This is a genomic window from Pantoea sp. SGAir0418, assembly GCF_043529865.1.
The window spans coordinates 266,843-291,050 of record NZ_CP027912.1; the positions used below are offsets into that span (position 1 = coordinate 266,843).

At 56.5% G+C, this 24,208-nt stretch carries 26 protein-coding genes; 11 read left to right on the plus strand and 15 right to left on the minus strand.

The window, feature by feature from the left end:
- Positions 1 to 39: 39 nt before the first annotated feature.
- Positions 40 to 501, plus strand: a complete 462-nt coding sequence (locus tag C1N84_RS20225) for an OsmC family protein (RefSeq protein ID WP_104093520.1) — start codon at positions 40 to 42, stop codon at positions 499 to 501.
- On the opposite strand, the gene C1N84_RS20230 is transcribed toward C1N84_RS20225, so the two are convergent.
- The 3 genes from C1N84_RS20230 to C1N84_RS20240 all read right to left on the minus strand — a co-directional run bounded on the left by C1N84_RS20230 (position 502) and on the right by C1N84_RS20240 (position 4,818).
- Positions 502 to 1,578, minus strand: coding sequence for a diguanylate cyclase (locus C1N84_RS20230; RefSeq protein WP_264444405.1), 1,077 nt, complete (start codon positions 1,576 to 1,578; stop codon positions 502 to 504).
- Between the two features lie 173 nt (positions 1,579 to 1,751).
- Positions 1,752 to 3,587 carry a methyl-accepting chemotaxis protein gene (locus tag C1N84_RS20235; RefSeq protein ID WP_264444404.1) on the minus strand — a complete coding sequence of 612 codons (1,836 nt, stop codon included), beginning with the start codon at positions 3,585 to 3,587 and terminating at the stop codon, positions 1,752 to 1,754.
- A gap of 181 nt (positions 3,588 to 3,768) precedes the next feature.
- Positions 3,769 to 4,818, minus strand: a complete 1,050-nt coding sequence (locus C1N84_RS20240; protein ID WP_394541904.1) for an NAD(P)-dependent alcohol dehydrogenase — start codon at positions 4,816 to 4,818, stop codon at positions 3,769 to 3,771.
- A 108-nt stretch (positions 4,819 to 4,926) separates the two neighbouring features.
- On the opposite strand from C1N84_RS20240, the gene C1N84_RS20245 reads away from it, so the two are divergent.
- A complete protein-coding gene (locus tag C1N84_RS20245; RefSeq protein WP_264444400.1) occupies positions 4,927 to 5,355 on the plus strand; it encodes a winged helix-turn-helix transcriptional regulator in 429 nt (142 codons plus the stop codon).
- Positions 5,356 to 5,441: 86 nt separating this feature from the next.
- Here the strand turns inward: C1N84_RS20245 and C1N84_RS20250 are convergent, their stop codons facing one another.
- Both C1N84_RS20250 and C1N84_RS20255 read right to left on the minus strand, forming a co-directional pair.
- Positions 5,442 to 6,263 carry a Cof-type HAD-IIB family hydrolase gene (locus tag C1N84_RS20250; protein ID WP_264444760.1) on the minus strand — a complete coding sequence of 274 codons (822 nt, stop codon included), beginning with the start codon at positions 6,261 to 6,263 and terminating at the stop codon, positions 5,442 to 5,444.
- Between the two features lie 135 nt (positions 6,264 to 6,398).
- Positions 6,399 to 7,037: a TetR family transcriptional regulator gene (locus C1N84_RS20255; protein ID WP_264444758.1), complete on the minus strand. Its 639-nt coding sequence runs from the start codon at positions 7,035 to 7,037 to the stop codon at positions 6,399 to 6,401.
- Between the two features lie 93 nt (positions 7,038 to 7,130).
- Here C1N84_RS20255 and C1N84_RS20260 point away from each other — a divergent pair, with 93 nt between their 5' ends.
- Positions 7,131 to 7,811: an O-methyltransferase gene (locus tag C1N84_RS20260; RefSeq protein WP_031279936.1), complete on the plus strand. Its 681-nt coding sequence runs from the start codon at positions 7,131 to 7,133 to the stop codon at positions 7,809 to 7,811.
- 57 nt (positions 7,812 to 7,868) lie between these two features.
- Positions 7,869 to 8,102: a hypothetical protein gene (locus C1N84_RS20265; RefSeq protein WP_058758679.1), complete on the plus strand. Its 234-nt coding sequence runs from the start codon at positions 7,869 to 7,871 to the stop codon at positions 8,100 to 8,102.
- A gap of 41 nt (positions 8,103 to 8,143) precedes the next feature.
- On the opposite strand, the gene zigA is transcribed toward C1N84_RS20265, so the two are convergent.
- The 3 genes from zigA to C1N84_RS20280 form a co-directional block, all read right to left on the minus strand.
- Positions 8,144 to 9,361 carry a zinc metallochaperone GTPase ZigA gene (gene zigA, locus C1N84_RS20270; protein ID WP_166710667.1) on the minus strand — a complete coding sequence of 406 codons (1,218 nt, stop codon included), beginning with the start codon at positions 9,359 to 9,361 and terminating at the stop codon, positions 8,144 to 8,146.
- Between the two features lie 159 nt (positions 9,362 to 9,520).
- Positions 9,521 to 10,627 carry an ABC transporter substrate-binding protein gene (locus C1N84_RS20275; RefSeq protein WP_264444395.1) on the minus strand — a complete coding sequence of 369 codons (1,107 nt, stop codon included), beginning with the start codon at positions 10,625 to 10,627 and terminating at the stop codon, positions 9,521 to 9,523.
- A 148-nt stretch (positions 10,628 to 10,775) separates the two neighbouring features.
- Positions 10,776 to 11,528, minus strand: a complete 753-nt coding sequence (locus C1N84_RS20280) for an IclR family transcriptional regulator (RefSeq protein ID WP_264444393.1) — start codon at positions 11,526 to 11,528, stop codon at positions 10,776 to 10,778.
- Positions 11,529 to 11,909: 381 nt separating this feature from the next.
- On the opposite strand from C1N84_RS20280, the gene C1N84_RS20285 reads away from it, so the two are divergent.
- From C1N84_RS20285 to C1N84_RS20310, 6 genes are all read left to right on the plus strand, one after another.
- A complete protein-coding gene (locus tag C1N84_RS20285) occupies positions 11,910 to 12,302 on the plus strand; it encodes a RidA family protein (RefSeq protein ID WP_021508748.1) in 393 nt (130 codons plus the stop codon).
- A gap of 193 nt (positions 12,303 to 12,495) precedes the next feature.
- Positions 12,496 to 13,332, plus strand: coding sequence for an ABC transporter substrate-binding protein (locus C1N84_RS20290; protein WP_104187713.1), 837 nt, complete (start codon positions 12,496 to 12,498; stop codon positions 13,330 to 13,332).
- Positions 13,333 to 13,385: 53 nt separating this feature from the next.
- Entirely contained in the window at positions 13,386 to 14,123 is a 738-nt protein-coding gene (locus C1N84_RS20295) for an amino acid ABC transporter permease (RefSeq protein ID WP_021508750.1), read from the plus strand.
- Complete coding sequence (locus C1N84_RS20300; protein WP_021508751.1) at positions 14,120 to 14,764, plus strand: amino acid ABC transporter permease; 645 nt, start codon at positions 14,120 to 14,122, stop codon at positions 14,762 to 14,764. Before C1N84_RS20295 ends, C1N84_RS20300 begins: the two co-directional genes overlap by 4 nt.
- Positions 14,761 to 15,498, plus strand: coding sequence for an amino acid ABC transporter ATP-binding protein (locus tag C1N84_RS20305; protein WP_125310268.1), 738 nt, complete (start codon positions 14,761 to 14,763; stop codon positions 15,496 to 15,498). The genes C1N84_RS20300 and C1N84_RS20305 overlap by 4 nt, the downstream gene beginning before the upstream one ends.
- An 11-nt stretch (positions 15,499 to 15,509) precedes the next feature.
- Complete coding sequence (locus C1N84_RS20310) at positions 15,510 to 16,781, plus strand: alanine racemase (protein WP_264444388.1); 1,272 nt, start codon at positions 15,510 to 15,512, stop codon at positions 16,779 to 16,781.
- A gap of 125 nt (positions 16,782 to 16,906) precedes the next feature.
- Here the strand turns inward: C1N84_RS20310 and C1N84_RS20315 are convergent, their stop codons facing one another.
- The 3 genes from C1N84_RS20315 to C1N84_RS20325 form a co-directional block, all read right to left on the minus strand.
- Positions 16,907 to 17,608, minus strand: a complete 702-nt coding sequence (locus tag C1N84_RS20315; protein ID WP_264444386.1) for an aspartate/glutamate racemase family protein — start codon at positions 17,606 to 17,608, stop codon at positions 16,907 to 16,909.
- 150 nt (positions 17,609 to 17,758) lie between these two features.
- The gene (locus C1N84_RS20320) at positions 17,759 to 17,980 is read right to left on the minus strand and encodes a YdgH/BhsA/McbA-like domain containing protein (RefSeq protein WP_010615756.1); all 222 of its coding nucleotides are present in this window, start codon (positions 17,978 to 17,980) and stop codon (positions 17,759 to 17,761) included.
- A 106-nt stretch (positions 17,981 to 18,086) separates the two neighbouring features.
- Complete coding sequence (locus C1N84_RS20325) at positions 18,087 to 20,141, minus strand: FUSC family protein (protein ID WP_394541905.1); 2,055 nt, start codon at positions 20,139 to 20,141, stop codon at positions 18,087 to 18,089.
- Positions 20,142 to 20,383: 242 nt separating this feature from the next.
- Between C1N84_RS20325 and C1N84_RS20330 the strand changes: the two genes are divergently transcribed.
- Entirely contained in the window at positions 20,384 to 21,331 is a 948-nt protein-coding gene (locus tag C1N84_RS20330; protein ID WP_394541906.1) for a sulfonate ABC transporter substrate-binding protein, read from the plus strand.
- A 184-nt stretch (positions 21,332 to 21,515) separates the two neighbouring features.
- Here C1N84_RS20330 and C1N84_RS20335 read toward each other — a convergent pair whose 3' ends face one another.
- From C1N84_RS20335 to C1N84_RS20350, 4 genes are all read right to left on the minus strand, one after another.
- Entirely contained in the window at positions 21,516 to 22,226 is a 711-nt protein-coding gene (locus C1N84_RS20335) for an ArsR/SmtB family transcription factor (RefSeq protein WP_059010062.1), read from the minus strand.
- Positions 22,223 to 22,615: an amino acid-binding protein gene (locus C1N84_RS20340; RefSeq protein ID WP_394541907.1), complete on the minus strand. Its 393-nt coding sequence runs from the start codon at positions 22,613 to 22,615 to the stop codon at positions 22,223 to 22,225. The genes C1N84_RS20335 and C1N84_RS20340 overlap by 4 nt, the downstream gene beginning before the upstream one ends.
- Entirely contained in the window at positions 22,608 to 22,931 is a 324-nt protein-coding gene (locus C1N84_RS20345) for an antibiotic biosynthesis monooxygenase family protein (protein WP_394541908.1), read from the minus strand. The genes C1N84_RS20340 and C1N84_RS20345 overlap by 8 nt, the downstream gene beginning before the upstream one ends.
- 126 nt (positions 22,932 to 23,057) lie before the next feature.
- The gene (locus tag C1N84_RS20350) at positions 23,058 to 24,203 is read right to left on the minus strand and encodes an ABC transporter ATP-binding protein (protein ID WP_264444374.1); all 1,146 of its coding nucleotides are present in this window, start codon (positions 24,201 to 24,203) and stop codon (positions 23,058 to 23,060) included.
- Between the last annotated feature and the right edge of the window lie 5 nt (positions 24,204 to 24,208).

The following is a 24,208-nucleotide window of genomic DNA, read 5'->3' on the forward strand; positions in this document are numbered from 1 at the left end:
ACAACCGCTGAGATGACCTCACTGAACAGGACATTTCCCATGGCAGCACGGCAGCACCATTACCAGATTCACCTTCGCTGGAGCGGCAATCGCGGCGATGGCACAGCGTCTTATACCGCTTACGATCGTGACAGCGAATTACAGGCACCCGGTAAACCGCCCATTTTGCTGAGTGCCGATCCGGCATTTCGTGGGGATAAAACGCGCTGGAATCCTGAGGAATTGCTGCTGGCGTCTGCGGCGGCCTGCCATAAGCTGTGGTATTTACACCTGTGCGCCGATGCCGGCATTGTGGTGGAGGAGTATGAAGATGCTGCCGAAGGGAACATGGTCGAGGGGGCGCGTGGACGCTTTACCGATATCACGCTGAAGCCGCGCATCAAACTGCGCGACCCAGCGGATGCCGATCGCGCGCGGGCATTGCATCATCAGGCACACGAAGCCTGCTTCATCGCCAACTCGCTGAATTTTCCAGTAAACTGCGATCCTGAATTTTTCTGATTATGATGCGCGGGCCAGCGGCGTTTGCCACAGCCGCACGCCGTTGCGCCCGGCGCGCTTCACTTCATACAGCGCTTCATCCGCATGGCGCAGCCAGTCGCTTATCGATTCGGCGCTGACCGCAGGCGCAATACCGATACTGACCGAGCAGCGGAACTCTGCCGAGGCCGGTAAGCGCAGCTGGGCAATCTTCTCTTTTAGCCTTTCGGCCAGTTCCACCACCGATTCATCGCTGGCCTGATGCACGATGACGCCCAGCTCATCGCCGCCAAAGCGCGCCGGAATGTCCTGCAGCCCGACATAGTTGCGCAGCAGCGCCGAGATCTCGGCCAGCAGAAAATCGCCCGCCTCATGGCCCCAGCTATCATTGACCACTTTGAAGTGATCGACATCCAGCAACAGCAGATAGCCGCTGCTATCGCCGCGCCGCGTGCTGAGAAACTCACTCTCCAGCCGCCGCTCAAACAGGCGCCGGTTAGGGATTTTCAGGCCGGGATCCATCAGCGCGATGCGCTCCAGTTCACGGTTGCGGGTGCGTAAATGCCAGGTGAGATTGTAGGAAGCCACGCTGAGTACCAGCATGTAACAGGTGGCCAGCGGCAGCGTCAGCCAGACGGTTTGCGTGCTGAACGCCAGATGTACGCTGGTGCCATCCAGCAGCCACACCATAATAAACCCGCACAAAAATGCCTGTATGGCGGCAATCAGCTGCGCGCCGCCGCCAGCGGCATAGCGATCCGATGCCAGCACCGCCATGATGACAAAAGAGGGCATCGGGCTTAACGCCATCAGCGCTACCCAGATTCCGCCGAAAGCGGCATCCAGCGTCAGATTCTGGCGTTCGGTACCGGTTGAGTCTTCGGCACGAAGCGCACGCTGATACGCCAGCCATGGCCAGCAAAAAGCGTTCACAAACAGCAGCGCGCTGAATGCCAGTCCGCGCTGCATTTCCAGTAGCACTGAGAGAATCGGAAAGAAACAGAGGATCGTGCCGAGCTGACGCATGATGAACATACGACGAACGAAGCGTTTTGACCGGCGCTTCAAATGGTTTTCATCAGGCGAGTAGTAATTCATTCACGGGAAAATTCAGGTCGACAAAAATGGCAGTGTATCGGGAAAAAGTCGCCCTGCGGCGACTTTTTTTAAGAATTTTCGCCTTGCACATTGGCGACACGCAAATAAGAAGCGCTTTGCCGCCAATAGCAGCAGCGGCCAGCGGGTAAAGTTCGCTGCCGCTGCGCGTGTTGTTAGCTTACAGCTCCCTGCAAACGAAACTGGCTGACCAGCCGCTGCAGCATGAATGCCTGCTCTTCCAGCGCCTGTGCGGAATGGGATGACGCGCTGACCAGTGACGCATTTTGCTGGGTGGTACCGTCCAGCTCACCTACCGCGCGCGCGATTTGCTCAATGCCGCGGCTCTGCTCATCAGAAGCAGCCGAGATCTCCGCCATGATTTCATTTACGCGTGCGATGCTACTGACAATCTGCTCCATCGTTTCACCCGCGCGCGCCACCTGCTGATGGCCGTTGCTGATTCGTCCCACCGATTCGCCAATCAGTCGTTCAATATCTTTCGCCGCTCCGGCACTGCGCTGGGCCAGATTACGCACTTCGCTGGCGACCACGGCAAAGCCTCGCCCCTGCTCGCCGGCGCGGGCGGCTTCAACCGCCGCGTTGAGCGCCAGGATGTTGGTCTGGAAGGCGATGCTGTTGATCACCGCAGTAATCTCGGCAATTTTCTTAGAACTATCAGAAATCTCGCCCATGGTGCTGACGACATTGTGCACCGCAATACCGCCCTGACTGGCGTTATGCGTCGCTTCCGCCGCGATCTGGCTGGCGAGACGTGCATTGCTGGCATTATTTTTCACCGTGGCGGTGAGCTGCTCCATGCTGGCGGCGGTCTCCACCACCGCAGCCGATTGCTGGGCGGTACGCGACGACAACTCCAGATTGCCCTGGTGTATGGTGCTGGCTGCCTGCGACACATTGCTGACGCTGTGCAGCACCTCGCCAATTATGCCGCGCAGCCGCGCATTCATGCGTCCCATGGCAGAGGTGAGCTGGCCGAGCTCGTCCTGGCGATTAGTGACAAACTGCGAGCTGAGGTCGCCGCTGGCAATGCGTTCCGCCAGCGCGAGGTTGTGGAACACCGGGCGCGTAATCTGCCGGATAATGGTCCAGGCCACCAGCACGCCCAGCACTATCGCCAGGCTGCCAATCAGCAGCGAGAGCGCCGCTGAACCGTTAGCCAGTTCGTCGTTACGCGCCTTAACCAGGGCGATGATCTGTTTGATCGCCGCGCTGCTGTTATCGCCCGCCACTTTGACGGTGTTTTCCGCGCCGCGCAGCTGGCCGTAAACCGCTGCCGCCTGCAGGCTCAGATCTTTGAAACGTTCGGTATCCTGCCATAGCGCGTTAAATCCGCCCTGCTGCTCCGCTGGCAGCTGAGTCAGTAGTGTGTTCATGTCCTGCCCGGCGCGCTGAAAATCATGTTCCAGTTTATTGCGCAGTGCCTCGCTGACGTTGAAGCGCAGCGCCCAGGCCTCTTCGCGCACATTACTGATGGCAAACAGCAGCTGATATATCTGGTTGGTGAGTTCGGGTGTGCTGACCGGTGTGCGGATGAGCCCGGTGTAACGTGCGGTCATGTCCTGCTGGCTCAGCGCATCCAGCTGGCTGCGCAGCTCGTTGAGCTGTTGGGTTGCCTGGGTCATGGCGGTGATGCTGTGCTGGAAACGGGCAAGATGGCTGGCGACATCGTTGAGCAACCCTCTGGCGTCCGCCGTCCACGGCAACTGCTGGGCCTGCTGCGTCAGCTGCTGAGCGTGCGTGACGTAATCCGTCATGGTGCCGCCCGCTGTATCGTCGCCGTAGAGGTATTTCAGGCGATTAATTTTGGCCTGAAACACGTCAATATTGATGTCATAAATCAGATTGGTTTTCTGGTAGATGTCATGGATCTGATTGAACCGCTGCACGCTCAGCGCGGTGGCCAGCGCCACCAGCAGCAGGACGATGCCGAAGCCCGCCGCCAGCTTGCGCGTAATGCGCACATTCCGTAATCGGGAGACCAGTCCCATGTCTCGCTCCTGTCATTGTTGTTTTTGTTGAGTTTGCGGAAGGAGTTATCGGACCGTAACGGGAATTGTTTACTGTTGCGGGGCGAAAATTTGCTGTGTCATAAAAGCGGTCCTGCCAGAGTAGCCTATTCATAGCAAAGCCGGCGATTTCAGCCTGAAATCGCCGGCCATGGCTGGGCAATTACCAGCGAGTTGCCAGTATATCAATGACGAAACGGTACTTGACCTCGCCCTTTAACATACGCTCGAAGGCCGTTTCGATCTCTTCACCGGCGATCAGCTCAATATCTGCCGTGATGTTATGCTCGCCGCAGAAATCCAGCATCTCCTGGGTCTCTTTGATGCTACCGATGGATGAACCGCTGATGCTCAGACGGCGAAACACCAGCGGCGTGACGTTCGGCGACTGATGCGGTTGGTCAGGAATGCCGACCAGCACCAGACGGCCATTGGTCTTTAGCGTCGCGAGGTAAGGATCGAGATCGTGCGGTGCCGCCACGCAGTCAATGATGAAATCAAGCGAGGTCTGGCATGCCGCCATCTGCGCGGCATCACGCGACACCACTACGCGCGTCGCACCAAGACGACGGGCGTCAGCTCCTTTTTCCGGCGAGGTAGTAAACAGGGTAACCTCAGCGCCCAGCGCGCTGGCCAGTTTTACCGCCATGTGGCCCAAACCACCCAGCCCCACTACCCCGACGTTATCGCCGGCTTTGACGCCAAAATGGCGCAGTGGTGACCACACCGTCACGCCCGCACACAGCAGCGGTGCTACGCCCGCCAGCGCCAGATTTTGCGGGATCGACACGACAAAATGCTGATCGACCACCACATTCTGCGCGTAGCCGCCCCAGGTGCTGTCGCCGATGTATTTATCGATGCCGTTGTAAGTGGCGGTGAAGCCCGCTTCGCAGTACTGCTCTTCCTGCTGCTGGCAGAAGTGGCAGGCACGGCAGGAATCCACCATCACGCCCACACCGACCACATCACCGGCTTTGAAGCGCGTAACCTGAGTTCCGGTCTCCAGCACGCGTCCAACGATCTCGTGGCCCGGCACCAGCGGATAACGACTGACCGCCCACTCATTGCGCGCCATGTGCAAATCGGAGTGGCATACGCCGCAGTAAAGAATTTCAATTTTTACGTCCTGCTGCTGCAGCGGACGCAAGGTAATCTGGCCGGCAGCCAGCGGTTGCGCTGCATCCTGTGCCACCAGTGCGTTAATTTTCATGATGCCTTCCTCAAATTCTGATGTGGGCTGAATGAAGGCGGCAGACTATAATCAACGCGGTGCAGAATTGATAGTAGTCACCATTTGGTGACCATAAAGGAGAGTGCGATGCCAGCCTGGGTTGATGGCAAACTGGTTTTCTATGCGGATTCGCCACCGCGCCGTCTGATGGATCTGTTTTCGGTGAAATGGAGCACGATGGTGCTGCACGCGTTGTATCACTGGCCGGGAAAGCGCGCCCGTACCGGTGAACTGCAGCGTAGCCTGCAGGGGATTTCGAAAAAAATGCTGTTTCAGACACTGAAAGAGCTGGAGCAGCGCGGCTTAATTGCGCGTCAGGTTTACGAAGTGATTCCACCGAAAGTGGATTACCGGCTGACCGCACTGGGGATGACCTTCGCCCGGCCGATTGAGCAGATGTATCAGTGGGGATTAGAAAACCAGGCGGCACTGGATGAGATGGAAGCTAACCTTCGCGCGGCAGGCGGCACGCCGGCGGAAAACGCCCGCCCTGCAGCGTCATCCGCCAGTGAATAACCACGCGCGAGTCGCATACTGTTCGTCGCGGCGCGATTTATCACACACTAAATAGCGCCGCGGTTCGTGGATCGATCCGGTGACCGTTAACCAAACGGCGTTTCGCGTGCCAGCAGGCGGGCGATGACGTTGAGAGCGCCCTCGTCGTTATTACTTTCCGTCCGATAACGCGCGACGGCTGCCACCGGTGCAGCGGCGTTGGCCATGGCAAAGCTGTAACAGGCCTGGCGCAGCATTTCGATATCGTTGGCGCTGTCGCCAATCGCCAGCACTTCACAATCATCAATGCCCCACTTCTCTTGCAGCAGCGCGATGCCGTGCGCCTTATGACAGCCGGGAATGATTAAATCGACAAAGCCAAATCCGCTGGAGACCGGATGCATGATGTTTTCAATCGCGTTCAGTTCGCTGTGCAGACGCGCCAGCAGCGCATCGACACCTTCATGTGCCAGATTCAGCGAAAACTTGAAAATGGTATCGTCGATATCGTACAGGCTGTCCCGCTTCTCCAGCCGGCGATAGTGATTGGCCAGCATGGCGACCACCTCATCCGGCATTGACTTGTGCACATAAGCGCCGTTGCGACCGCACACCACGGTGCTGATCTCCGGCTCTTTGGCGAGGATATCCAGCACCTGATGAACACGTTCCGGCGCCAGTTCACCGCAGAAAATTTCTTCGTTGCTGTCGGACACCCAGGCACCGTTTTCAGCCACGAAGGCGATCTCATCTTTGATAGCGGGAAAATAGTGCTGCAACTGATAATACTGATTGCCGCTGGCGACCACGAAACGGATGCCTTTCTCCTTCAGCAGCGCGTACTGGCGCGCAAAACGCTGCGCGTTGTACTGCTTATTGTCATCGAGAAATGTCCCATCCATATCCACCGCAATCATTTTTACTGCCATCATGCTCTCCCGTCTCTGTGTGCCGTCAATCCATCCGGCTTTACCAAGGTTTTATCAAGCTTACTCGCGGTGTGGATTAATGAGAATGTGAATAATGAGTTTGTTAACCGCTTTCAGAGATTTCCAGCCCATTTTTTACTGCAATTCGGCCCCTTTTTCTCTGATCCAGGCACAGAACATGTCTGCCATATCGCGTGCGTAAGCCTGAATTTCTGCTGCGCTGCGCGGCGATTCGGAAAAATGCTTGCCGACGTCCCCCAGCGTACTGTTGATTAAATCCGCCGCCCGCGCCACCTCAGCCGCGTCCCGCTGCGGCAGCAGCTGTTGCAGAAATTCGCACATCACATTCTCGCCATTGGCGCGCGCGGCCTGCACTTCCGGCGCATCCCGGTAAAGCGGCGCGGCATCATTCAGTGCGGTGCGCATCGCCGCCTCTTCACACTCCGAGTTGAGGAACGCCCAGGTCAGCTGATGCAAGCGCTGACGCGGCGTAGATTCGCTGTCGCGCAGAATCGAACCCAGCAGATCGCCGGTTCGCTGCCACTCTTCGCTCTGCAGACGGAAAAGGATAGCGGCCTTGTTGGGAAAATACTGGTACAGCGATCCAATACTGACGCCCGCCCGTTCGGCCACGCGGGCAGTGGTAAAGCGCGTGGCACCTTCCTGCTCCAGAACCTGAGTCGCCGCCTGCAAAATGGCTGCCACCAGCTCACTGGATCGCGCCTGCTGCGGCTTTTTTCTTTCAGAAATCTTAGCGTTACGTTGTGCGGCCATCGTCTGCTCCTGAACGCGAATAGTGAAATGCGAGTAATTCATCGTATTCTGTTCCTGACGCAAAATCCACCTTCTGATGCAGGAACCCCGATGATGAACACCCTGACTTCCGCGCCGCTGGCGCCGCTGCTTAACTATTTATTTGAGCTGGCGGATAACATGGCGCATCCCACCAATGAAGCGTTTCGCGTGATGTCCGATGAGGAGCAAACGCGTCTGTTGCAGAGCAAAACCGATTACCGCGAACTTTACGGTCATTTAAAAGATGTGCCGCTGGCGGTCTCGCGGGAAACCGGCAAACTGCTGTATATGCTGGCGCGTAGCAGCCGGGCCCAGCATATCGTTGAGTTTGGCACTTCGTTTGGTCTCTCCACCCTGCACCTGGCGGCGGCGGTGCGCGATAACGGCGGCGGTCGCATCATCACCAGCGAGTTTGAACCGGGCAAAGTGGCGCTGGCGCGCAATCATTTTGCCGATGCTGGCGTCAGTGACCTGATTGAAATTCGCGTGGGCGATGCGCTGGACACGCTCAGTCAGGACCTGCCAGCCAGCGTTGATATGCTGGTGCTGGATGGCGCGAAGGCGATCTATCCGGAGATTTTGCAGCTGGTGCAGCCCTGGTTGCGTCCGGGTGCCCTGATTGTGGCCGATGATGCCGATTTCAGCCCGGAATATCTGGAAATGGTCCACGGCAGCCGCCTCTATACCTCGCTGCCTTTTGCTGATGGCGTCGAAGTTTCAATGTGGCTGGGATCGCCACATAAAGGCGCTTAACAGCGTCACGTTTATGTTATATCGTTACAATCCCGTGCTCTGATTGAGGTTGCTGCGATGAAGGTTACCGTTCCACTGTTAGTGATTGCTTTTGCTTCGGCGAAAGCGGGGGCATTTCAGGCGAAAATTGATCCGTTAAAGTTGGCGCTGAAACCGGCTAACGCACTTGCCAGCACCGATCAGGCGCAGCCGCTGGCGATTGCCGAAGCGCATGCGCGCCTGGCGACGGCGGTGAGCGGCTGTCAGTGTCCGTTCTGCACCCAGATGCGGCTGATGAATACCGGATTATGATGATAGGTTCGTCGCCGCACAGCCCGCTGCGCGGCGACGCATCAGTCAAACCATGGCTGAAACGGATCAGGCAACTGTGCCCAGCCGTCTGGCCCCAGCGCCATTTCCTCATCGGTCAGTAACGCATGGTGCAGCTGCTGACGCAGCACGGTTTCATCCATATCGATACCGATGATCACCATCTCCTGCCGCGCATCCCCCGTGCCTTCATGCCAGTTTTCGCGGATGTAATGCAGCGTGTCTGCGTCCTGCGGCCAGCGATCTTCAGGCACGCAGGCCCACCACATCCCGGCCAGCCCCTGCCGCGTGACGCCGCCGGCCTGCGACCAGGATCCGGCGTGACGCGGGCGGGTTGCCAGCCAGAAATACCCTTTCGACCGCACCACGCCCTGCATGTGCTGCGTAATCACCTGATAAAAACGCTGCGGATGGAAGGGACGACGCGCGCGGAAAACAAAGCTGCGGATGCCGTACTCTTCAGTTTCAGGCGTGTGCTCGCCGCGCAACTCTTTCAGCCAGCCGGGGGCCTGTGCCGCAGCATCGAAGTCAAACAGGCCGGTATTCAGCACCTGATCAAGCGCCACCTGACCAAACTGCGCGCGAATAATCCGCGCACGGGGATTGAGCGAGTGCAGAATCGCGGTCAACCGTGCCTGCTCCGCCGCATCAATCAGGTCGGTTTTGTTGAGAATCAGCACATCGCAAAATTCAATCTGATCGATCAGCAAATCGACCACCGTGCGCTCATCCTCCTCGCCAAGCGATTCGCCGCGCGAGCGGACGCTTTCACTGGAATCATAGTCACGCAGGAAATTGTAGCCATCCACCACGGTCACCATCGTATCCAGCGCCGCGACGGCGGACAGGCTTTGCCCCTCTTCATCGGCAAACGTAAAGGTTTCCGCCACCGGCAGCGGCTCAGAGATGCCGGTCGATTCAATCACCAGATGATCAAAACGCCCCTCTTTTGCCAGCCGGTTGACCTCCAGCAGCAGATCTTCGCGCAGCGTGCAGCAGATGCAGCCGTTGCTCATTTCCACCAGCTTCTCGTCGGTACGTGACAACGCCGCCCCGCCCTCGCGCACCAGCGCGGCATCAATATTCACTTCCGACATATCGTTGACGATCACCGCCACGCGGCGGCCTTCGCGGTTGTTGAGAATATGGTTAAGCAAAGTGGTTTTTCCGGCGCCGAGAAAGCCAGAGAGTACGGTGACCGGCAGCCGCCTGAAGCCGCCGTTTGTGGATAAAGCTGACATAATCTCTCCTGAATAATGACATCACGCGCACCTGAAGGGGTGCTGATATTGATATGTTATAACATAACAATATGCAGTGTCATGATCGTCGTGCACTTTTTGTGGGGATTTTGCCTTTCAGGGAAAGCGAACAGCGGGCCGGGCGCCCGCTGCGGGCAATTACTGGTTGTCCGGATAGCTCAGTTCGATGGCATCGTCCGGCAGTTGAGTGAAGGTCTTCACGAGGGTATGGAAATCCGCCACCGGTTTGAGATCGGCAAACTGCTGCGGATAGAGATCCTTCGCGAGGATTTCCATGCCGATAATGTTGTACGGGTGATTGTAGAAGTGATGATATACCCCATACACGCGCCCCTGCTTCACCGGCGCGATTTGCGCCAGCCCGGTGCGCTGCAATAACGTCTGGAACGTGGCACGTACTTCCTGCGGCTGCACGCCGTAACCAAACGGCAGCACATTGCTGTTTGGCCGCTTTGAACCGGTCATGATGTAAACATCCGGTTTCATGGCGATGATTTTTTCCAGCGCGACAAAGCCGGCATTGCCTGGCAGCAGTGCCGAACCAATATTTTTGCCGCCGACCGCTTCTACCAGGCCACCCCAGCCATTATGGCTGTGGGTAAAGCAGCAGTTATCGCTGTTACCGGCAATGGGTTCGATAAATACCGTGGGTTTGCTTTTGACCTTCGCAACGGCTTGCGTGATGCGGTCGAAGCGCTGCTGGTAAAAATCGGTGTAGGCTTTAGCTTCGCTTTCGCGGTTCAGCACTTTGCCCAGCAGCGTGACGCTCGGGGCGGTGTTTTGTGCCGGATGCAGTTCATAATCGACGAACAGCACCGGGATGTGCAGGTTGTTCAGCGTGCTCAGCACGCCGGATTGTTCCAGCGCCGGCTTAGCGCGCAGCTGTGCAATCATCAGATCCGGTTTCTGCGCCAGCACGCTTTCCAGATTAACCTGGCCCTGATCGCTGAAGCCCATATCAACAATTTTTGTCGCTTCAGGCCAGCGACGCTTCAGCATATCCCAGGTTTGCGTATCCTGCTTTTTCGGCAGATTGTTCCAGGCCACGACACGTTTAAACGGATTGTCGCGATCGAGCAGCGCCAGCGTCAACACATCGCGGCCATCCTGCAGAATGATGTGCTGCGGTTCTTTGCTGATGGTTTGCGTGTGACCATCCATGTCGGTGACGGTAAGCGGATAGTCAGTCGCGCAGGCTGCGGTTGAGACCAGAATCCCCATTGCCAGTAACAGGCGCGTTTTCATGCCAAAACTCCGTGGTAAAAGAAATAGTTATTATTATCAATTACCTTAACACAACCTGATTAGCGGCAAAATAAACGCCATGGCCGGGGTTGTAAGCGAATAATACGGCGGCGACTGAACGCCCGCCTGCCGCATTCTGCGCGCTGGCTCAGGTGAAATCTGACAGCTTCTGCCCTGAGGTGATCAGCTCCTGCAGCAGCATCTGCCGGCGCTCCTGTGGCGTATCGCGGCTGACCATAAAACAGATCGCCGCGACCGCCTGGCCGCTGCGCGAGCGAATCGGCGCGGCCATACAGCAGGTAAAGCTTTCGGACAGACCTTCGGTCATGCAGTAGCCCAGCTGGCCGGCACGGTGAATCTCTTCGAGGAAGGTCTGCTTGTCGAGAATCTGACCGCTGGCCAGCCGATAATCCTCCTCCGGAATCAGGTCGAGAATGGCGCTGTCCGACCAGTTACTCAGCAGTAAACGACCGGTCGCCGTCCAGGTGATCGGCACGCGCACACCGATATCAGAGGTGATTTTAAACGGATGGGCGTTACTCTCCGACAGCACCACGGTGTATTTGTTACCTTCCAGCATACACAGCTGCACGGTTTCGCCATGACGCGCCACGATCTCAACCATAAGCTGATGTGCACGACGGATCAGATCGTTGTGGGCCATGTAATCCGCACCGTAATAGTGCATTTCACGACCGAAAAACACGGCACCTTCCGCATCAAGCTCAACCAGACCCGCTTCACTCAGCAAACTGACCAGCTCATAAATACTGGAGCGCGGTGCACCGGTCGCTTCGATTAAATCCCGCATCGCCATAGGCTGACGCGCGATATGCAGCTGGCGAAAAATATCAATAACCCGGTCAACACCGCGTGCCCGGGACGTTTTTTCATCCGGCATACGCTCACTCCCCTGTCGTTATGGTGCTACTCATCTGCGTTTAAAAAGAGCTGCATGATACACCCGGCAAACGAAATTACCCATCCCCGCAATAATAAAAATCTTTCCGGCGACTTTATTTATCATGCGCTATTTTCGGGCCCCATTGTGGCGCATAAAAAAGATGGAGCTCGCTGTTAAATTCGATAGCGGTCACATTTCCATTCAAAAAACTCAGGCACTGGATTTTATTTTGCGATCGCACCAGCACGGCAAGAAATTAATTGCCGATTGCCATATTGCAAAAAAACAACAGCTGTGCAAATCTCGTCCTATCCGGTATTGCAGATAGCAGTCTGGTATATCAGACAGAAACGGTAGTATGTAAAGGAGCAGAAAGACATGACGATCAAACGTTATGGCATTGAGGGCGGTACCGGTACCGGCGGGCAAAAATTGCCGTTCGCCCGCGCCGTGGAGGCCGATGGCTGGCTGTATATCTCAGGCCAGACGCCGATGCGCGACGGCGAAGTGGTAGAGGGCGGCATCATCGAACAGACACAGTTAGCGTTCGACAACTGCCTCACCATCATGCGCGAAGCGGGTTATCGCGTGGAGGATGTGGTCCATGTGACGGCGGTGTTGACCGACGCGCGTTATTTCAGTTCTTTCAACAAAGTATTCAGTGAGATATTCAGTGGTCATCCACCGGCACGTATTTGTAGCGTGCAGGATTTAGTGGTCGACTGCAAAGTCGAAGTGGACATGAAATGTTTCCGCGCCGACCGTAAATAAGTAATACCGTTCAACCAGGCTGCGATGTTCATTTTCTTCGCCAACACCAGGCCAGCCTGATATTAATTAACGCATTTGCTTTTTCAAAAAAATAACCCGAAATACGCGGTGCGGCCGCTGCGCTGGCGATCGTCTATTAAACGGGTGATGCGGAATAACGCCGTCTCGTCAAACATTTAAAGAGAGCATAAAGATGAATGCAACATCGCTGAAATTAAGTGCCAAAACCGTGGCCGGTGCGCTGGTCATGCTGGCGATAGCAGGCTGTACGCCGACCGAAGAGAAAAAAGAGGCTGGCGCCGCGCCACAGTCGGCGCTGCAAACCGTGCTGCAGCGCGGCACATTGCGCGTCGGTGACTGCCTGAGCTTCGCACCGTTCGGTTTTTATGACAAAGACGGCAACCCGGATGGTTACGACGTTGACCTGGCGAAAGCGCTGGCCAAAGAGATGGGCGTGAAGCTGGAAATGGTCAACACCACCAGCGCCAACCGCATCCCTAATCTGCAAACCAACAAAGTCGATGTGGTGTTTTGTAACTTCACCCGCAATCTGGAACGTGCCAAAGAGATTGGCTTCACCCATCCGTACGTAGTAGCAAGTGAGGCAATGCTGGTGCGCAAAAACAGCGGCATTCAATCTGCGCATGACATGGCCGGCAAAACCATTGCCACAGTGAAAGGCTCGACCAATGGCGACGAAGTGCGCAACCTCGGCATCGACGTGAAAATTCAGGAGTACGACTCATCCCAGGCGGCGATTCTGGCCGTCAAACAGGGCCAGGCCGATGCGATGATCGAGGATAACAACTTCCTCGCTTACCAGGCGAAGCTCGATCCGTCACTGGCCGTGACCAACGAAGCGCTGGTACCACTGGAGTACAACGCCTTTGGGGTGAAACAGGGCGACCAGGTATGGACCAATTACCTCAACGAATTCCTGTTTGAAATCAACGCATCCGGTGAGAACGCCCAGCTGTATGAGAAATGGTTCGGCAGCAAACCGCGTTATCCGCTGAATCCGCAATACTGATTGTCCGCCCACGGCGCAGTCGCACAGGCTGCGCCGCCTGAAGGAGTCATACCATGAGTTATCAATGGCTAACCCTGTGGCGTTACGCCGACACCTTTCTGGAGGCCGCGTGGCTCACGCTGCAGGTTACCCTGCTGGCGTTCGCGCTGGCGGTGGCGCTCGGTCTGCTGGCCGCGCTGGCGAAATCTTCACCGCTGGCGCCGCTGCGCTGGATCAGCCACTGTTATGTTGAATTCATCCGCAATACGCCGGTGCTGCTGCAAATTTTTATCATCTTTTTTGGCCTGCCGTCGCTCGGTATCACCATGAGCGCTTTTACCGCCGGGGTGCTGGCACTGGGGATTAACGTTGGTGCCTATTTGTCGGAAACCTTCCGCGCCGGTATTCAGTCCGTGGCGAAGGGGCAGCTGGAAGCGGCATATATCCTCGGCATTCCGCGTCACCAGATTTTTCTCAGCGTGGTGCTGCCGCAGGCGGCTCGCGCCGTCTGGCCGGCGATCATCAATAACCTGATTCAGCTGCTGCTCGGTACGTCGCTACTCTCGGCAATCGCCCTTCCGGAGCTGACCGGTACCGCCACGGTAATTAACGCGCGCACCCTGCTTTATATCCAGACTTTCAGCGTCGTTGCCCTGGTGTATCTGGTGCTAAGCAACCTGTTTTCATGGCTTGGCACCGTGGCCGGACGCCGGCTGTTCCACCCGCCGCTGGTGACGCCGGTAAAAAAGTCCGGCTGGCGGTGGGCAAAAAAATGGCTGATTAATCCAGTGAAACGGGAGAATGCGTTATGAGCGAACTTATCATTAGCTCGCTGCCAATCCTGCTGAAAGGGCTGGTCATCACCTTACTGCTGTCCATCGCCGCTATCGCCGGCAGCACCCTGCTCGGTTTACTGGCCGCGGTGCTTCGCACCAGCCGTCTGCCGATCGCCAGAGAGATTGCCGTGCTGTACACCGAGCTGTTTCGCGGCACGCCGGTGCTGATCACCCTGATGTTCATTTACTTCGGTGTGGCCTATTTTGGTTATGAAATCAATCTGTTCGCCGCCGGCATTCTGGGCCTGAGCATTTATCAGGGCGCTTACATTGCTGAAGTGTTCCGGGCCGGCATTGAAGCCGTGCCGAAAGGGCAGTGGGAAGTGTCGTGGATCCTCGGATTATCAAAACGCCAGACGTTTCTCAGTGTAGTGCTGCCACAAACGCGCGGCATCGTACTGCCGCCGCTGGTGGGCCAGTATCTTTCGCTAATCAAAGATACGTCGATTGTCAGCATGATCGGCATGTCGGAGCTGATGCACCAGGGGCAGGCGATTGTCGATCGCATCGGCCAGCCAGTGGTGGTTTACGGCCTGGTCGCCCTGCTCTACTTCGCTGTCTGCTTTCCGCTTTCCCGTTGGGTTCAACATCATCAAACCAGGAGCCAGTTATCATGAGCAAATCCGCCATTACGCTGAGCCGTATTACCAAATCCTTTGGCGCAACCCAGGTACTGAAAGAGATCAGCCTGGACGTGTCGCCGGGCGAAGTGCTGGTGCTGATTGGCGCCTCCGGCTCGGGAAAAAGTACCGTGCTGCGCATTATGAGTGGTCTGGAAACCGCCGACGGCGGTGAAATCTGGGTCAATGAAGTACCGCTGCACGACCGTAAACGCAGCAGCGAAATTTGCGGCCACGTCGGCATGGTGTTTCAGCAGTTCAACCTGTTCCCGCACAAAACCGCACTCGGCAACGTGACGCTGGCGCTGATTAAGGCGCAGAAACTGTCCGAAGCGGAAGCGAGCAAACGCGGCATGGCAGCGCTGACGCGCGTTGGCCTGGCGGAGCGCGCGCATCACTATCCGGCTCAGCTCTCCGGCGGGCAGCAACAGCGTGTGGCAATTGCCCGCGCGCTGGCGGTCGAGCCGAAAATCATGTTCTTCGATGAAGCCACCTCCGCGCTCGATCCCGAGCTGGTTGGTGAAGTGATGGAAGTGATGCGCAGTCTGGCACGGGAAGGCATGACCATGGTGGTGGTGACGCATGAGATGGGCTTTGCGCGTAAAACCGCCGATCGCGTGGTGTTTATGGACCAGGGCGTGATCGCCGAACAGGGTTCGCCGGAGCAGATTTTTGTCAATCCGCAGAATCCGCGCACTCAGCAGTTTTTATCGCGCGTGCTTGAACACTAACAGGAGGCAGGATGTCGATTCACTTCCCTTTGCAGGTCGACGGCACGCTGGATGCGCTGCAGCCTGCGCCGCGTTTTAAATCGGTGGCCGGAACGGGCAATCAGCCGCTGGCTAACGGTACGCCGGTATTTAACAGCCCGGAGGTTTTTTCGCCGCTGATGCTGATGAAACAATCCGCGCTGGAGAATAACCTGCGGCAGCTGGCAGCGTTCTGCCGGGAAAATGGCGTGATGCTGGCCGCGCACGGCAAAACCTCGATGTCGCCGGCGATTCTGCGCCGTGCCGTCAGTGAAGGCGGCGCCTGGGGCCTGAGCGCAGCGACGCCGGCCCAGGTGCGCGCACTGCGCCAGTTTGGCATCCGCAACGTGTTTCTCGCCAATGAACTGGTGGATCCCGCCGGGATCCGCTGGATTGGCCAGTGGCAACAGCAGCATCCCGACCACGGCTTTCTCTGTTATGTGGATTCGCTGCAGGGCGTAAAACTGCTTGAGCAGCATCTCGGCGGCGCGCAGATCGCCGTACTGCTGGAGATGTCGGTCAGCGGCGGCCGCACCGGCTGTCGCTCGCCGCAGGCTGCGCTGGAAATCGCCCAGGCAATCCATGACAGCCGCTCGCTGCAGCTGGTGGGGGTGGCCGGATATGAAGGTGCGCTGGGTGCCGGACGCGATGCCGCAGGCGTGCAGCGCGTGAAAGATTACTGCGAGATGATGATCGCGACCGCCGCGCTGCTGGCTGAACACCAGCTGTTTGCCAGCGGAGAAATTATTCTCAGCGCCGGCGGTGGCGCGTGGTTCGATGTGGTCGCGGCCTGCTTCAGCGCGGCACAGTTGCCGCTGCCGGTCACGCCGCTGATTCGATCCGGTGCGTACATGGCACACGACAGCGGCTTGTATGCACGCATTGCCCCCTTTGCGCAGCCGGGTGCAACGCACCATTTCAGCGCCGCACTGGAGATCTGGGGCCGCGTGTTATCGCGTCCGGAGCCGGGGCTGGCCTTTGTGGATTTCGGCCGGCGCGATGTGCCGTTCGATCAGGATCTGCCCAATCCGCTGTGGATTCGCCAGGCGGACGGCAGCGCACCGCGCGCGGCCACGCATTTGCGCATCACCGACGTCAACGATCAGCACGCTTATTTGCAGTTACCGGCGGACGATCCGCTGCAACCGGGCGACTGGATTGGCTGCGGCATTTCCCATCCCTGTACCGCATTTGACAAGTGGCGTTATCTACCGTTGGTGGATGATGACTATTGCGTCACCGATTCACTGGAAACAGCGTTCTGACGCTTTTTCAGCCACAAAAAAGGCTGCCAGTGCTGGCAGCCAGTTCTGGCACATCCCTGTGCGACCATGCGGGTCGGCGTTGTGCCTTCAATGAACACATAATAACACAGCTTATAATTAGCAGGCTAGTTATTTGTTGCCAGCGCCAGCTTCACCGCGTCCTGCGCATGGATTAATGTGGTATCGAACAACGGCACCGCCGCATCCTCCGCTTTAACCAGCAGCGTGATTTCGGTACAGCCAAGGATAATGGCTTCAGCCCCTTGTGCCACCAGCTGAGCAATGATGTCACGGTACTGCGCGCGTGATTCTTCACGGATCACGCCAAGGCACAGCTCCTGATAAATAATGTCGTGCACCGTTTTACGTCCGGTAGCGTCCGGTACCAGCACCTCGATGTCATATTGCTGCTCAAGGCGCCCTTTATAGAATTCCTGCTCCATGGTGAACGCGGTCGCCAGCAGACCGACGCGTTTCACGCCGGCCTGACGAATGCGTTGTGCCGTGGCGTCGGCGATGTGTAGCAGCGGAATGCGGGTGGCCGCGGTGATCTGATCGGCGACTTTGTGCATGGTGTTGGTGCACAGCACAATGAAATCCGCCCCGCCCTTCTCCAGGCTACGGGCGGCTTCGGCCAGGATTTCACCGGCCTGCTGCCATTCACCGGCGACCTGCAATTTCTCAATCTGCTGAAAATCGACGCTGTACATCAGGCTGCGCGCCGAGTGCAATCCGCCCAGCTGCTGCTTTACCTGTTCATTGATGATGCGGTAATAGAGCGCGGTGGATTCCCAGCTCATTCCGCCAATCAGGCCAATCATTTTCATCAGTTACCGTTCCCCACGGAAATTAGCTCGTCTGGCACTGTACGGTATTCAATGAAGGCATGAAAGCGTCGCGGCGCTGAACCGCATCGCAGGCACAAAAAAGCCCGGGATAACCCGGGCTAAGCACGTTAACGGAGAAAGGGATTGTTATTATTTGTACAGCTCAGCAGTCATGTCCACGCCGTTGTCTGCGCGGGCACTGGTGATTTTGTAGCTGTCTGCACCACTCGCTTTAGCCTGAGCGGCAACCTGGGCTTCAGCGCTATCCAGGGTGCTGCCGTGGACGGAGATGCTTTCAGCGGCGAAGCTACCGAAAGAGATCATAGAAAGAGCAGCAACAGCAGCGATGGTCAGAGTTTTTACGTTTTTCATGGTCATATTCCTTCAATGTTTGGGTCAGAGCTGAATGCTCTGCATGGGAGTTATAGTAACCATTGTTATTATTACCGACCTAACAAAAAGTGCGATCTTAATCACACTATGTGCGGTTTTGCTCTGCCAGCGGCTGTGGCCAGCGCGCGCCAGGAAAGAGCGACAGACGAATATTGAACAGATGAAACAGCGGCGCAAACAGCGCATTTTCCTGCTGCGCCGCCGCCTCCAGCCGTAGCAGCAACACATCAAGCTCATGCAGCAGCGCCGGCGATGGCGTGCTGTCCAGCGTTTTCAGCCGCTGCTTAAGAAACTGGCTGAGCTCGTGAAACATGGCCGCGCTTTCTATCTGGTTGGCCAGCAGCAGGTGCCGATGACGGGTGTAATAGTCATAGCAGTTAGCACCGAGCCAGGCCTCCGCAATCAGGTTACCGCCCGCTACCAGTTCCGGTGCCGGGTCGACACGTTTACGCGGCAGAATCACGTTTACTCTGTCCAGCGTGCGTGCGACAAATTGCTGCCGCGCCGTCAGCGTGGCGGTGTTCATGCGCAGCGCGGTAATAAACTGCAGCAGATCGCGAATGCCTTTGCGCAGCGCACGCGTGGCCGTCCACGCCGGGCGTTTGTTGCGAATCAGCAGCGTCAGCACCAGCGCAACGGCAATGCCCACCAGCGTGGAGATCATGGCATTCACTATAAGCTGCAAATCGGGTTTGAAATGGTGGCTCATGCCGATCAAACCGGGGATCTGCGTAGCAACGATGAGACCAATCAGGTTGGTAGACGGATTGGCGATCACCAGCCCTAAAGCAAACAATCCCGGCGCGAGGCAAATCACCAGCGCTTCAAACGTCACCGTCTGCGGGATCAGCAGCGTGACGTAAATCAGGCTGATCGCCATGGAGATCAGTACGCCCTTCAGAAACAGCTTCATTGGCGCGATGGGGCTATCCAGCCCGGCGAAGAACGAACACAGCACCGCCGCCATCATCGGCGCGGTTGAACCATCACGCCAGCCGCTGCCGATCCAGAACAGGCAGCTGGCAAAGGTGGCGATGAAGGCAGTAAAGCACGACAGCAGCAATAGCCCTTTATCGACATGCTTGTGCGCGCGTGACGCCTTGCCCGGTTTCACCGCTGGCGTCCAGTCACTGACGCGCTCGCTGACGCTGTGGTAAGCATCGGCAATACGGACAAAATTGAGTAACCGTTCCAGCAGGCCGATGAGCAAAATGCTCTCTTCACTGTTAAGCCGCCCTGCGCGCCAGGCCTGCTGCAGCTGCTCCTGAGCGCCGGTGAGGCGATCGCGCACCGGCTGTTGCGCGTCGCCGTTCAGCCATTGTAAAAATTGCTGAAAGGCCGTCGCGACATAATCGGGAAAGCGGATCTGCTGCTGTGCCAGCAGATTCAGCCGCGATTCAATGGCGGTGAGCGTCGGGATAAGGTACGACAGATGCTGATACTGCACGCTGACCAGCCGCACCAGCCGCCGCGCGGCATCCCCTTCATAGACGCAGTGGGTGATCAGCGTTTCGACGTTAAGCGGATAGTTGGCCATCTGCACCAGAATATCCTCGCGCTCCAGCGATTTTGCCGCGGGCATCGCCGTCATCAGCTCGCTACACAATTTACGCGCGTTCTGATACCACAGCCCGACGCTCTGTTCGAGCAGATGGCGCATCGAAACCGTGAAGATCAGCCGATGCACCAGGCTGCTGCAGACAATCGCCACGGTGATTTCCTCAATGCGGGAAATCACCGTATAGGTAATGGCGCCGGGCGAGGTCACATCGGGAAAGCCCATAATGGCGGCGCTGTAGCCAGCCAGCATGAAGACGTAACTTTTTGGCGTGCGATCGTGCAGCGAGAGATACAGACAGACGGCAACCCAGAGTGAAATACACAGGCTAAACAGCATCGGCGACTGGACCGTAGCCGGATAGATCAACAGAGTAAACAGCCCGCCCAGCACGGTGCCAAAAAAACGAAACACCGATTTGGACACCGTCGAAGCAGAATAAAGCTGCGAGGCAACATACACGGTGGTCAGTGACCAGGCGGGTTTGTCCAGGTTGAGTTCCAGCGCAAGATAAAAAGCCAGAAAGGCGGCCAGACAGGTTTTGGCAGAGAACAGTATGGCGCTTCGGGAAAACCACTTCATAGAACAGGAGCAACCTATAGCAGGCAACGTTATCGCTTATCCTGACAGAAGCCTGCGGCGATGACATTTTGATTTGTTATACAAATTATTACCGTGCTAATTATCCGGTTCTCTATGCAACTTGCCCATTACAGTGAATGCTGATTCAGGCTGAAATTAGAGTTATAAGCGATATTAAAAAGTTATTTATTGGTTATATAACAACTTTGCCAGGATGGAGAAAAAACCACGAGAGACGCCCCATGAAAGCACAACGTTTTGCCCTGAGCGCACTGGCACTCAGCTTCGGCCTGCTCGCCACGCACGCCTTTGCCGCCAACCCGGAAACCGTCACCATCGGTTATCAGAAAGCCAACATTTTTGCACTGCTGAAATATCGCGGCACGCTGGATGAGACCTTAAAAAAAGAGGGTATCGCGGTGCGCTGGGTGGAATTCCCCGCCGGCCCGCAAATGCTGGAAGGGCTGAACGTGGGCAGTATCGATCTTGCCGCCACCGGCGATGCGCCACCCGCCTTCGCGCAGGCGGCAAAAGCCGATCTGATTTATCTCGGACATTCACCCGCTAACCCCAAAACCGAAGCTATCGTAGTACCGAAAGACTCACCCATCAAAAGCGTGGCCGATCTCAAAGGCAAACGCGTTGGCCTGAACAAGGGTTCAGACGTCAATTATCTGCTGGTGAAAGCGCTGGAAGATGCCGGGCTGAACTATAAAGATGTCACGCCGGTTTACCTGCCGCCGGCCGATGCGCGCGCCGCCTTCCAGAAGGGCGCAATCGATGCCTGGGTGATCTGGGATCCCTATCTGGCTGAGGTCGAAGCCAACGCCGGCGCGCGTGAAGTGCGCAACGCCGAAGGTCTGGTGCCGCACTACACCTTCTATCTTGCCAGCCGCCCGTTTGCCGAAAACCACCCACGAACGGCTAAGCAGGTGGTTGACGAGTTGAGCAAGCTGAGCGACTGGGCCAATCAGCATCAGGATGAAGCCGCCGCGATTCTGGCGAAATCCACCGGTCTGGATAAATCCATCTGGCAGACCACGCTGCAACGCCTGCCTTATGGCGCGTCACGCATGTCACCGCAGGTGTTTGCGGAACAGCAGACGCTGGCGGATACCTTCACCCGCGTCGGCCTGCTGCCGGTGAAGGTTGATGTGCGCAGCGCGACCTGGTCGCTGGATAAAAAATAACCTCATTATTAAATCTGAAAGGTCGGGCGATCTGGCGCCTGACCTGAAGCGGAGTAAGCCCGTTTTCCACGGCCGGACGGTAAGTTACTGCGTTCTGCGGGAAAACGTATCGCCCTCCGCTTAACCTTTCACGATGAAGGCATGCCGGCTCACCTGATCACATCGACCGGTATCTGACGTTTATTCAGCTGATTTTCAGCTTAAACAGCTGATTCATTGCCACCCGGCCTGAATCGGTTACGTTGACTTCACGGTATCCCTGTATACGCCTTACCCATTCTTTTTGCAGGAAAAGCGTAAACAGGGCTGAGCCGGCGTCACCGCCGAGGTGGAAACGCCTTTCACTCCAGTCCAGACAGGGGCAACAGGGCTTGCGCCGTGTGCGGGAATTCAGCATAACGCCCATGTTCTCAAAATGGATTTTGCCGGCTGATGTCAGTCCCGTTCCCGCTGCTTCCAGCCAATTTTCTCTGAGCATAAAGTCATAAATATTGACAGCAAGCTCGCCGGCCAGATGGTCATAGCAGGTGCGTGCGTAACGCAGATGAACCGGCGTACTGGAAACGGGGGCCTTAGTTGTCCACATGGAAACCCCCATCAGGTTTTCGAGCAATCCGGCGATATGATGACCGGCCAGACTGTAATAGCGATGACGCCCCTGCATCAGGCAAATGACCAGACCGCTGCTAAGGAGTCGGTTCAGATGCCCGCTGGTTGTCGACGCAGCTATGCCAGCCACTACGCTAAGTTCGGTCGCTGTCCATGCGCGCCCATCCATCAGAGCGCAAAGAATACTCACCCTTGACGGGTCCGCCAGCGCAGACGCCACCATTGCCATCGATGTTTCAGGCACATTATCCGGCTCACTTGCGCGCGTTGTATTAAGGAGGTTCATTCAGAAGGTATTGCCCATTTTTGGGTTACTTCACCTGCCCTGACATCATCATCCGTGATAAGAATGAGCCGGTTACTGTGGTCGCTGTACTGTACCAGAATATTGATGCCGTTCCGGGCAAGAGTATCAGCTATTTCGCCCAGCTCGCCGGGACGTTCCTGTGCTAATTTTCTGACAAGAGGACGACATACGTTGCAGACGTCAAAACCGGCTTCAGTTAATACCGTGCGCGCTTTATAGCCGTCTTCAACGAGGAAGTGTGCATGCCCGCCTTCAGGCGTTGTAAACACGCCACCCCCTTCGAGACCCACACCGTTTTTCCCCAATACACTTCCCAGAAAACCCAGTGAGCCCGGGCTATTTTTGAGAATAACGTGAATGTCATGCATGCTGATTGGTTCCCTTATCAGAAGAGTAATCACGGAACACGCTGGCTACCCGTATTCTGTAGAATGAAAAAATCGACTGCCTGCCTTCTTGCTGCGCGGCCTGATGCATCACATTGCGTTTCCACCCGGCGACAGCATCCTCATCTTCCCACCAAGACAAAGAGAGGATCTTGCCGGGCGTGGTCAGGCTCTGGAAGCGTTCTATGGAAATAAATCCGGGCGTGTCGGATAAAAGAGGCGTCAGCTCAGAAGCAAGTTGAAGATATCGCTCCTGAGGTGCTGGCAGGGCTTCTGCCTCAAAAAGTACTGCAATCATGGTCCGCTCCTTCGTTAATTTTCAGACAGCTTAATGAAGACAAAGCCATGTTGCTTCGGCCGGTACCGAAGTGTGAGTGTTAGCGAAGCCATCGGCATGAATAAGCAATAAACAGCAAGCTGAGGCTTATGCTGCAGCAAACTGTTTCTGTACGGCCAGGGCTGTGCGGCGGAAGGCCACGCCTTTTTCATCAAACAGATGTGCGTGCTGTGGCGGGATCATCAGCCCAACGTCATCACCCAGGCTCAGCTCCAGCTCTTCCGCATGTTTAACCAGAACAGGATCGAAGCCTTCTACCGCAATGTAAAAGTATGCGGCTTCCCCCAGATGCTCGATGTGCTGGATCTGACCTGTAAGATGCGCCTCAGACTTATTGCACAGACGCAGATGCTCAGGACGAATGCCTACTTTCACCTTCTCACCGGACTGCGCCACGGCGGTATTGACCTCAACATCAATAATCTCTCCTGCATGACCCAGCCGGACTTTGCTGCTCTGCGCGCTGCTATTGATCAACTCTGCAGGAAGGAAGTTCATTTTGGGTGAGCCGATAAAGCCGGCGACAAACGTATTGACCGGGTGGTGATAGAGTTCAAGCGGATGACCCACCTGCGCAATTGAACCTTCATTGAGCATGGCCGCGCCACTGTTCAGCAGCACAATCTTATCGGCCAGCGTCATGGCTTCGACCTGATCGTGCGTGACGTAAATCATCGTATTGCCAAGTTTATGGTGCAGCCTGGCGATTTCCACACGGGTAGCTACACGCAGCGACGCGTCCAGATTCGACAACGGTTCGTCAAACAGGAACACCTCCGGGTTACGCACAATCGCGCGCCCGATGGCCACGCGCTGACGCTGCCCACCGGAGAGCGCTTTCGGAAGACGCTGGAGTAACGGCTCAAGCTGCAGAATTTTGGCCGCATTCAGCACGCGAGACTCAATCTCCGCCTTTTCGGTTTTAGCGAGCTTTAGGTTAAACGCCATGTTGTCGTAAATGGTCATGTGCGGATAAAGCGCGTAGCTCTGGAACACCATCGCTACACCGCGATCGGCGGGTGCCAGCTTATTGACGACCTTATCACCGATGCGAATTTCACCCGAGGAGATGGTCTCCAGCCCGGCGATCATACGCAGCAGCGTGGACTTACCGCAGCCTGATGGCCCGATAAACACGCAAAACTCGCCGTGTTTAATTTCAAGATCGACCTGATTGATAACCTGCGTATCGTGAAAGCGCTTAAAAACATTGCTCAGACGTATACCTGACATAATTC

What these genes read in the sequence shown, in the direction of transcription:
- C1N84_RS20315 (WP_264444386.1), bottom strand. Translation starts at nt 17,608, where the DNA reads ATGAAAATGATTGGCCTGATTGGCGGAATGAGCTGGGAATCCACCGCG.
- zigA (WP_166710667.1), bottom strand. Translation starts at nt 9,361, where the DNA reads ATGTCAGCTTTATCCACAAACGGCGGCTTCAGGCGGCTGCCGGTCACC.
- C1N84_RS20235 (WP_264444404.1), bottom strand. Translation starts at nt 3,587, where the DNA reads ATGGGACTGGTCTCCCGATTACGGAATGTGCGCATTACGCGCAAGCTG.
- C1N84_RS20280 (WP_264444393.1), bottom strand. Translation starts at nt 11,528, where the DNA reads ATGCCGGATGAAAAAACGTCCCGGGCACGCGGTGTTGACCGGGTTATT.
- C1N84_RS20320 (WP_010615756.1), bottom strand. Translation starts at nt 17,980, where the DNA reads ATGAAAAACGTAAAAACTCTGACCATCGCTGCTGTTGCTGCTCTTTCT.
- C1N84_RS20305 (WP_125310268.1), top strand. Translation starts at nt 14,761, where the DNA reads ATGAGCAAATCCGCCATTACGCTGAGCCGTATTACCAAATCCTTTGGC.
- C1N84_RS20300 (WP_021508751.1), top strand. Translation starts at nt 14,120, where the DNA reads ATGAGCGAACTTATCATTAGCTCGCTGCCAATCCTGCTGAAAGGGCTG.
- C1N84_RS20250 (WP_264444760.1), bottom strand. Translation starts at nt 6,263, where the DNA reads ATGGCAGTAAAAATGATTGCGGTGGATATGGATGGGACATTTCTCGAT.
- C1N84_RS20275 (WP_264444395.1), bottom strand. Translation starts at nt 10,627, where the DNA reads ATGAAAACGCGCCTGTTACTGGCAATGGGGATTCTGGTCTCAACCGCA.
- C1N84_RS20240 (WP_394541904.1), bottom strand. Translation starts at nt 4,818, where the DNA reads ATGAAAATTAACGCACTGGTGGCACAGGATGCAGCGCAACCGCTGGCT.
- C1N84_RS20285 (WP_021508748.1), top strand. Translation starts at nt 11,910, where the DNA reads ATGACGATCAAACGTTATGGCATTGAGGGCGGTACCGGTACCGGCGGG.
- C1N84_RS20225 (WP_104093520.1), top strand. Translation starts at nt 40, where the DNA reads ATGGCAGCACGGCAGCACCATTACCAGATTCACCTTCGCTGGAGCGGC.
- C1N84_RS20290 (WP_104187713.1), top strand. Translation starts at nt 12,496, where the DNA reads ATGAATGCAACATCGCTGAAATTAAGTGCCAAAACCGTGGCCGGTGCG.
- C1N84_RS20335 (WP_059010062.1), bottom strand. Translation starts at nt 22,226, where the DNA reads ATGAACCTCCTTAATACAACGCGCGCAAGTGAGCCGGATAATGTGCCT.
- C1N84_RS20245 (WP_264444400.1), top strand. Translation starts at nt 4,927, where the DNA reads ATGCCAGCCTGGGTTGATGGCAAACTGGTTTTCTATGCGGATTCGCCA.
- C1N84_RS20230 (WP_264444405.1), bottom strand. Translation starts at nt 1,578, where the DNA reads ATGAATTACTACTCGCCTGATGAAAACCATTTGAAGCGCCGGTCAAAA.
- C1N84_RS20345 (WP_394541908.1), bottom strand. Translation starts at nt 22,931, where the DNA reads ATGATTGCAGTACTTTTTGAGGCAGAAGCCCTGCCAGCACCTCAGGAG.
- C1N84_RS20330 (WP_394541906.1), top strand. Translation starts at nt 20,384, where the DNA reads ATGAAAGCACAACGTTTTGCCCTGAGCGCACTGGCACTCAGCTTCGGC.
- C1N84_RS20350 (WP_264444374.1), bottom strand. Translation starts at nt 24,203, where the DNA reads ATGTCAGGTATACGTCTGAGCAATGTTTTTAAGCGCTTTCACGATACG.
- C1N84_RS20260 (WP_031279936.1), top strand. Translation starts at nt 7,131, where the DNA reads ATGAACACCCTGACTTCCGCGCCGCTGGCGCCGCTGCTTAACTATTTA.
- C1N84_RS20295 (WP_021508750.1), top strand. Translation starts at nt 13,386, where the DNA reads ATGAGTTATCAATGGCTAACCCTGTGGCGTTACGCCGACACCTTTCTG.
- C1N84_RS20255 (WP_264444758.1), bottom strand. Translation starts at nt 7,037, where the DNA reads ATGGCCGCACAACGTAACGCTAAGATTTCTGAAAGAAAAAAGCCGCAG.
- C1N84_RS20325 (WP_394541905.1), bottom strand. Translation starts at nt 20,141, where the DNA reads ATGAAGTGGTTTTCCCGAAGCGCCATACTGTTCTCTGCCAAAACCTGT.
- C1N84_RS20340 (WP_394541907.1), bottom strand. Translation starts at nt 22,615, where the DNA reads ATGCATGACATTCACGTTATTCTCAAAAATAGCCCGGGCTCACTGGGT.
- C1N84_RS20265 (WP_058758679.1), top strand. Translation starts at nt 7,869, where the DNA reads ATGAAGGTTACCGTTCCACTGTTAGTGATTGCTTTTGCTTCGGCGAAA.
- C1N84_RS20310 (WP_264444388.1), top strand. Translation starts at nt 15,510, where the DNA reads ATGTCGATTCACTTCCCTTTGCAGGTCGACGGCACGCTGGATGCGCTG.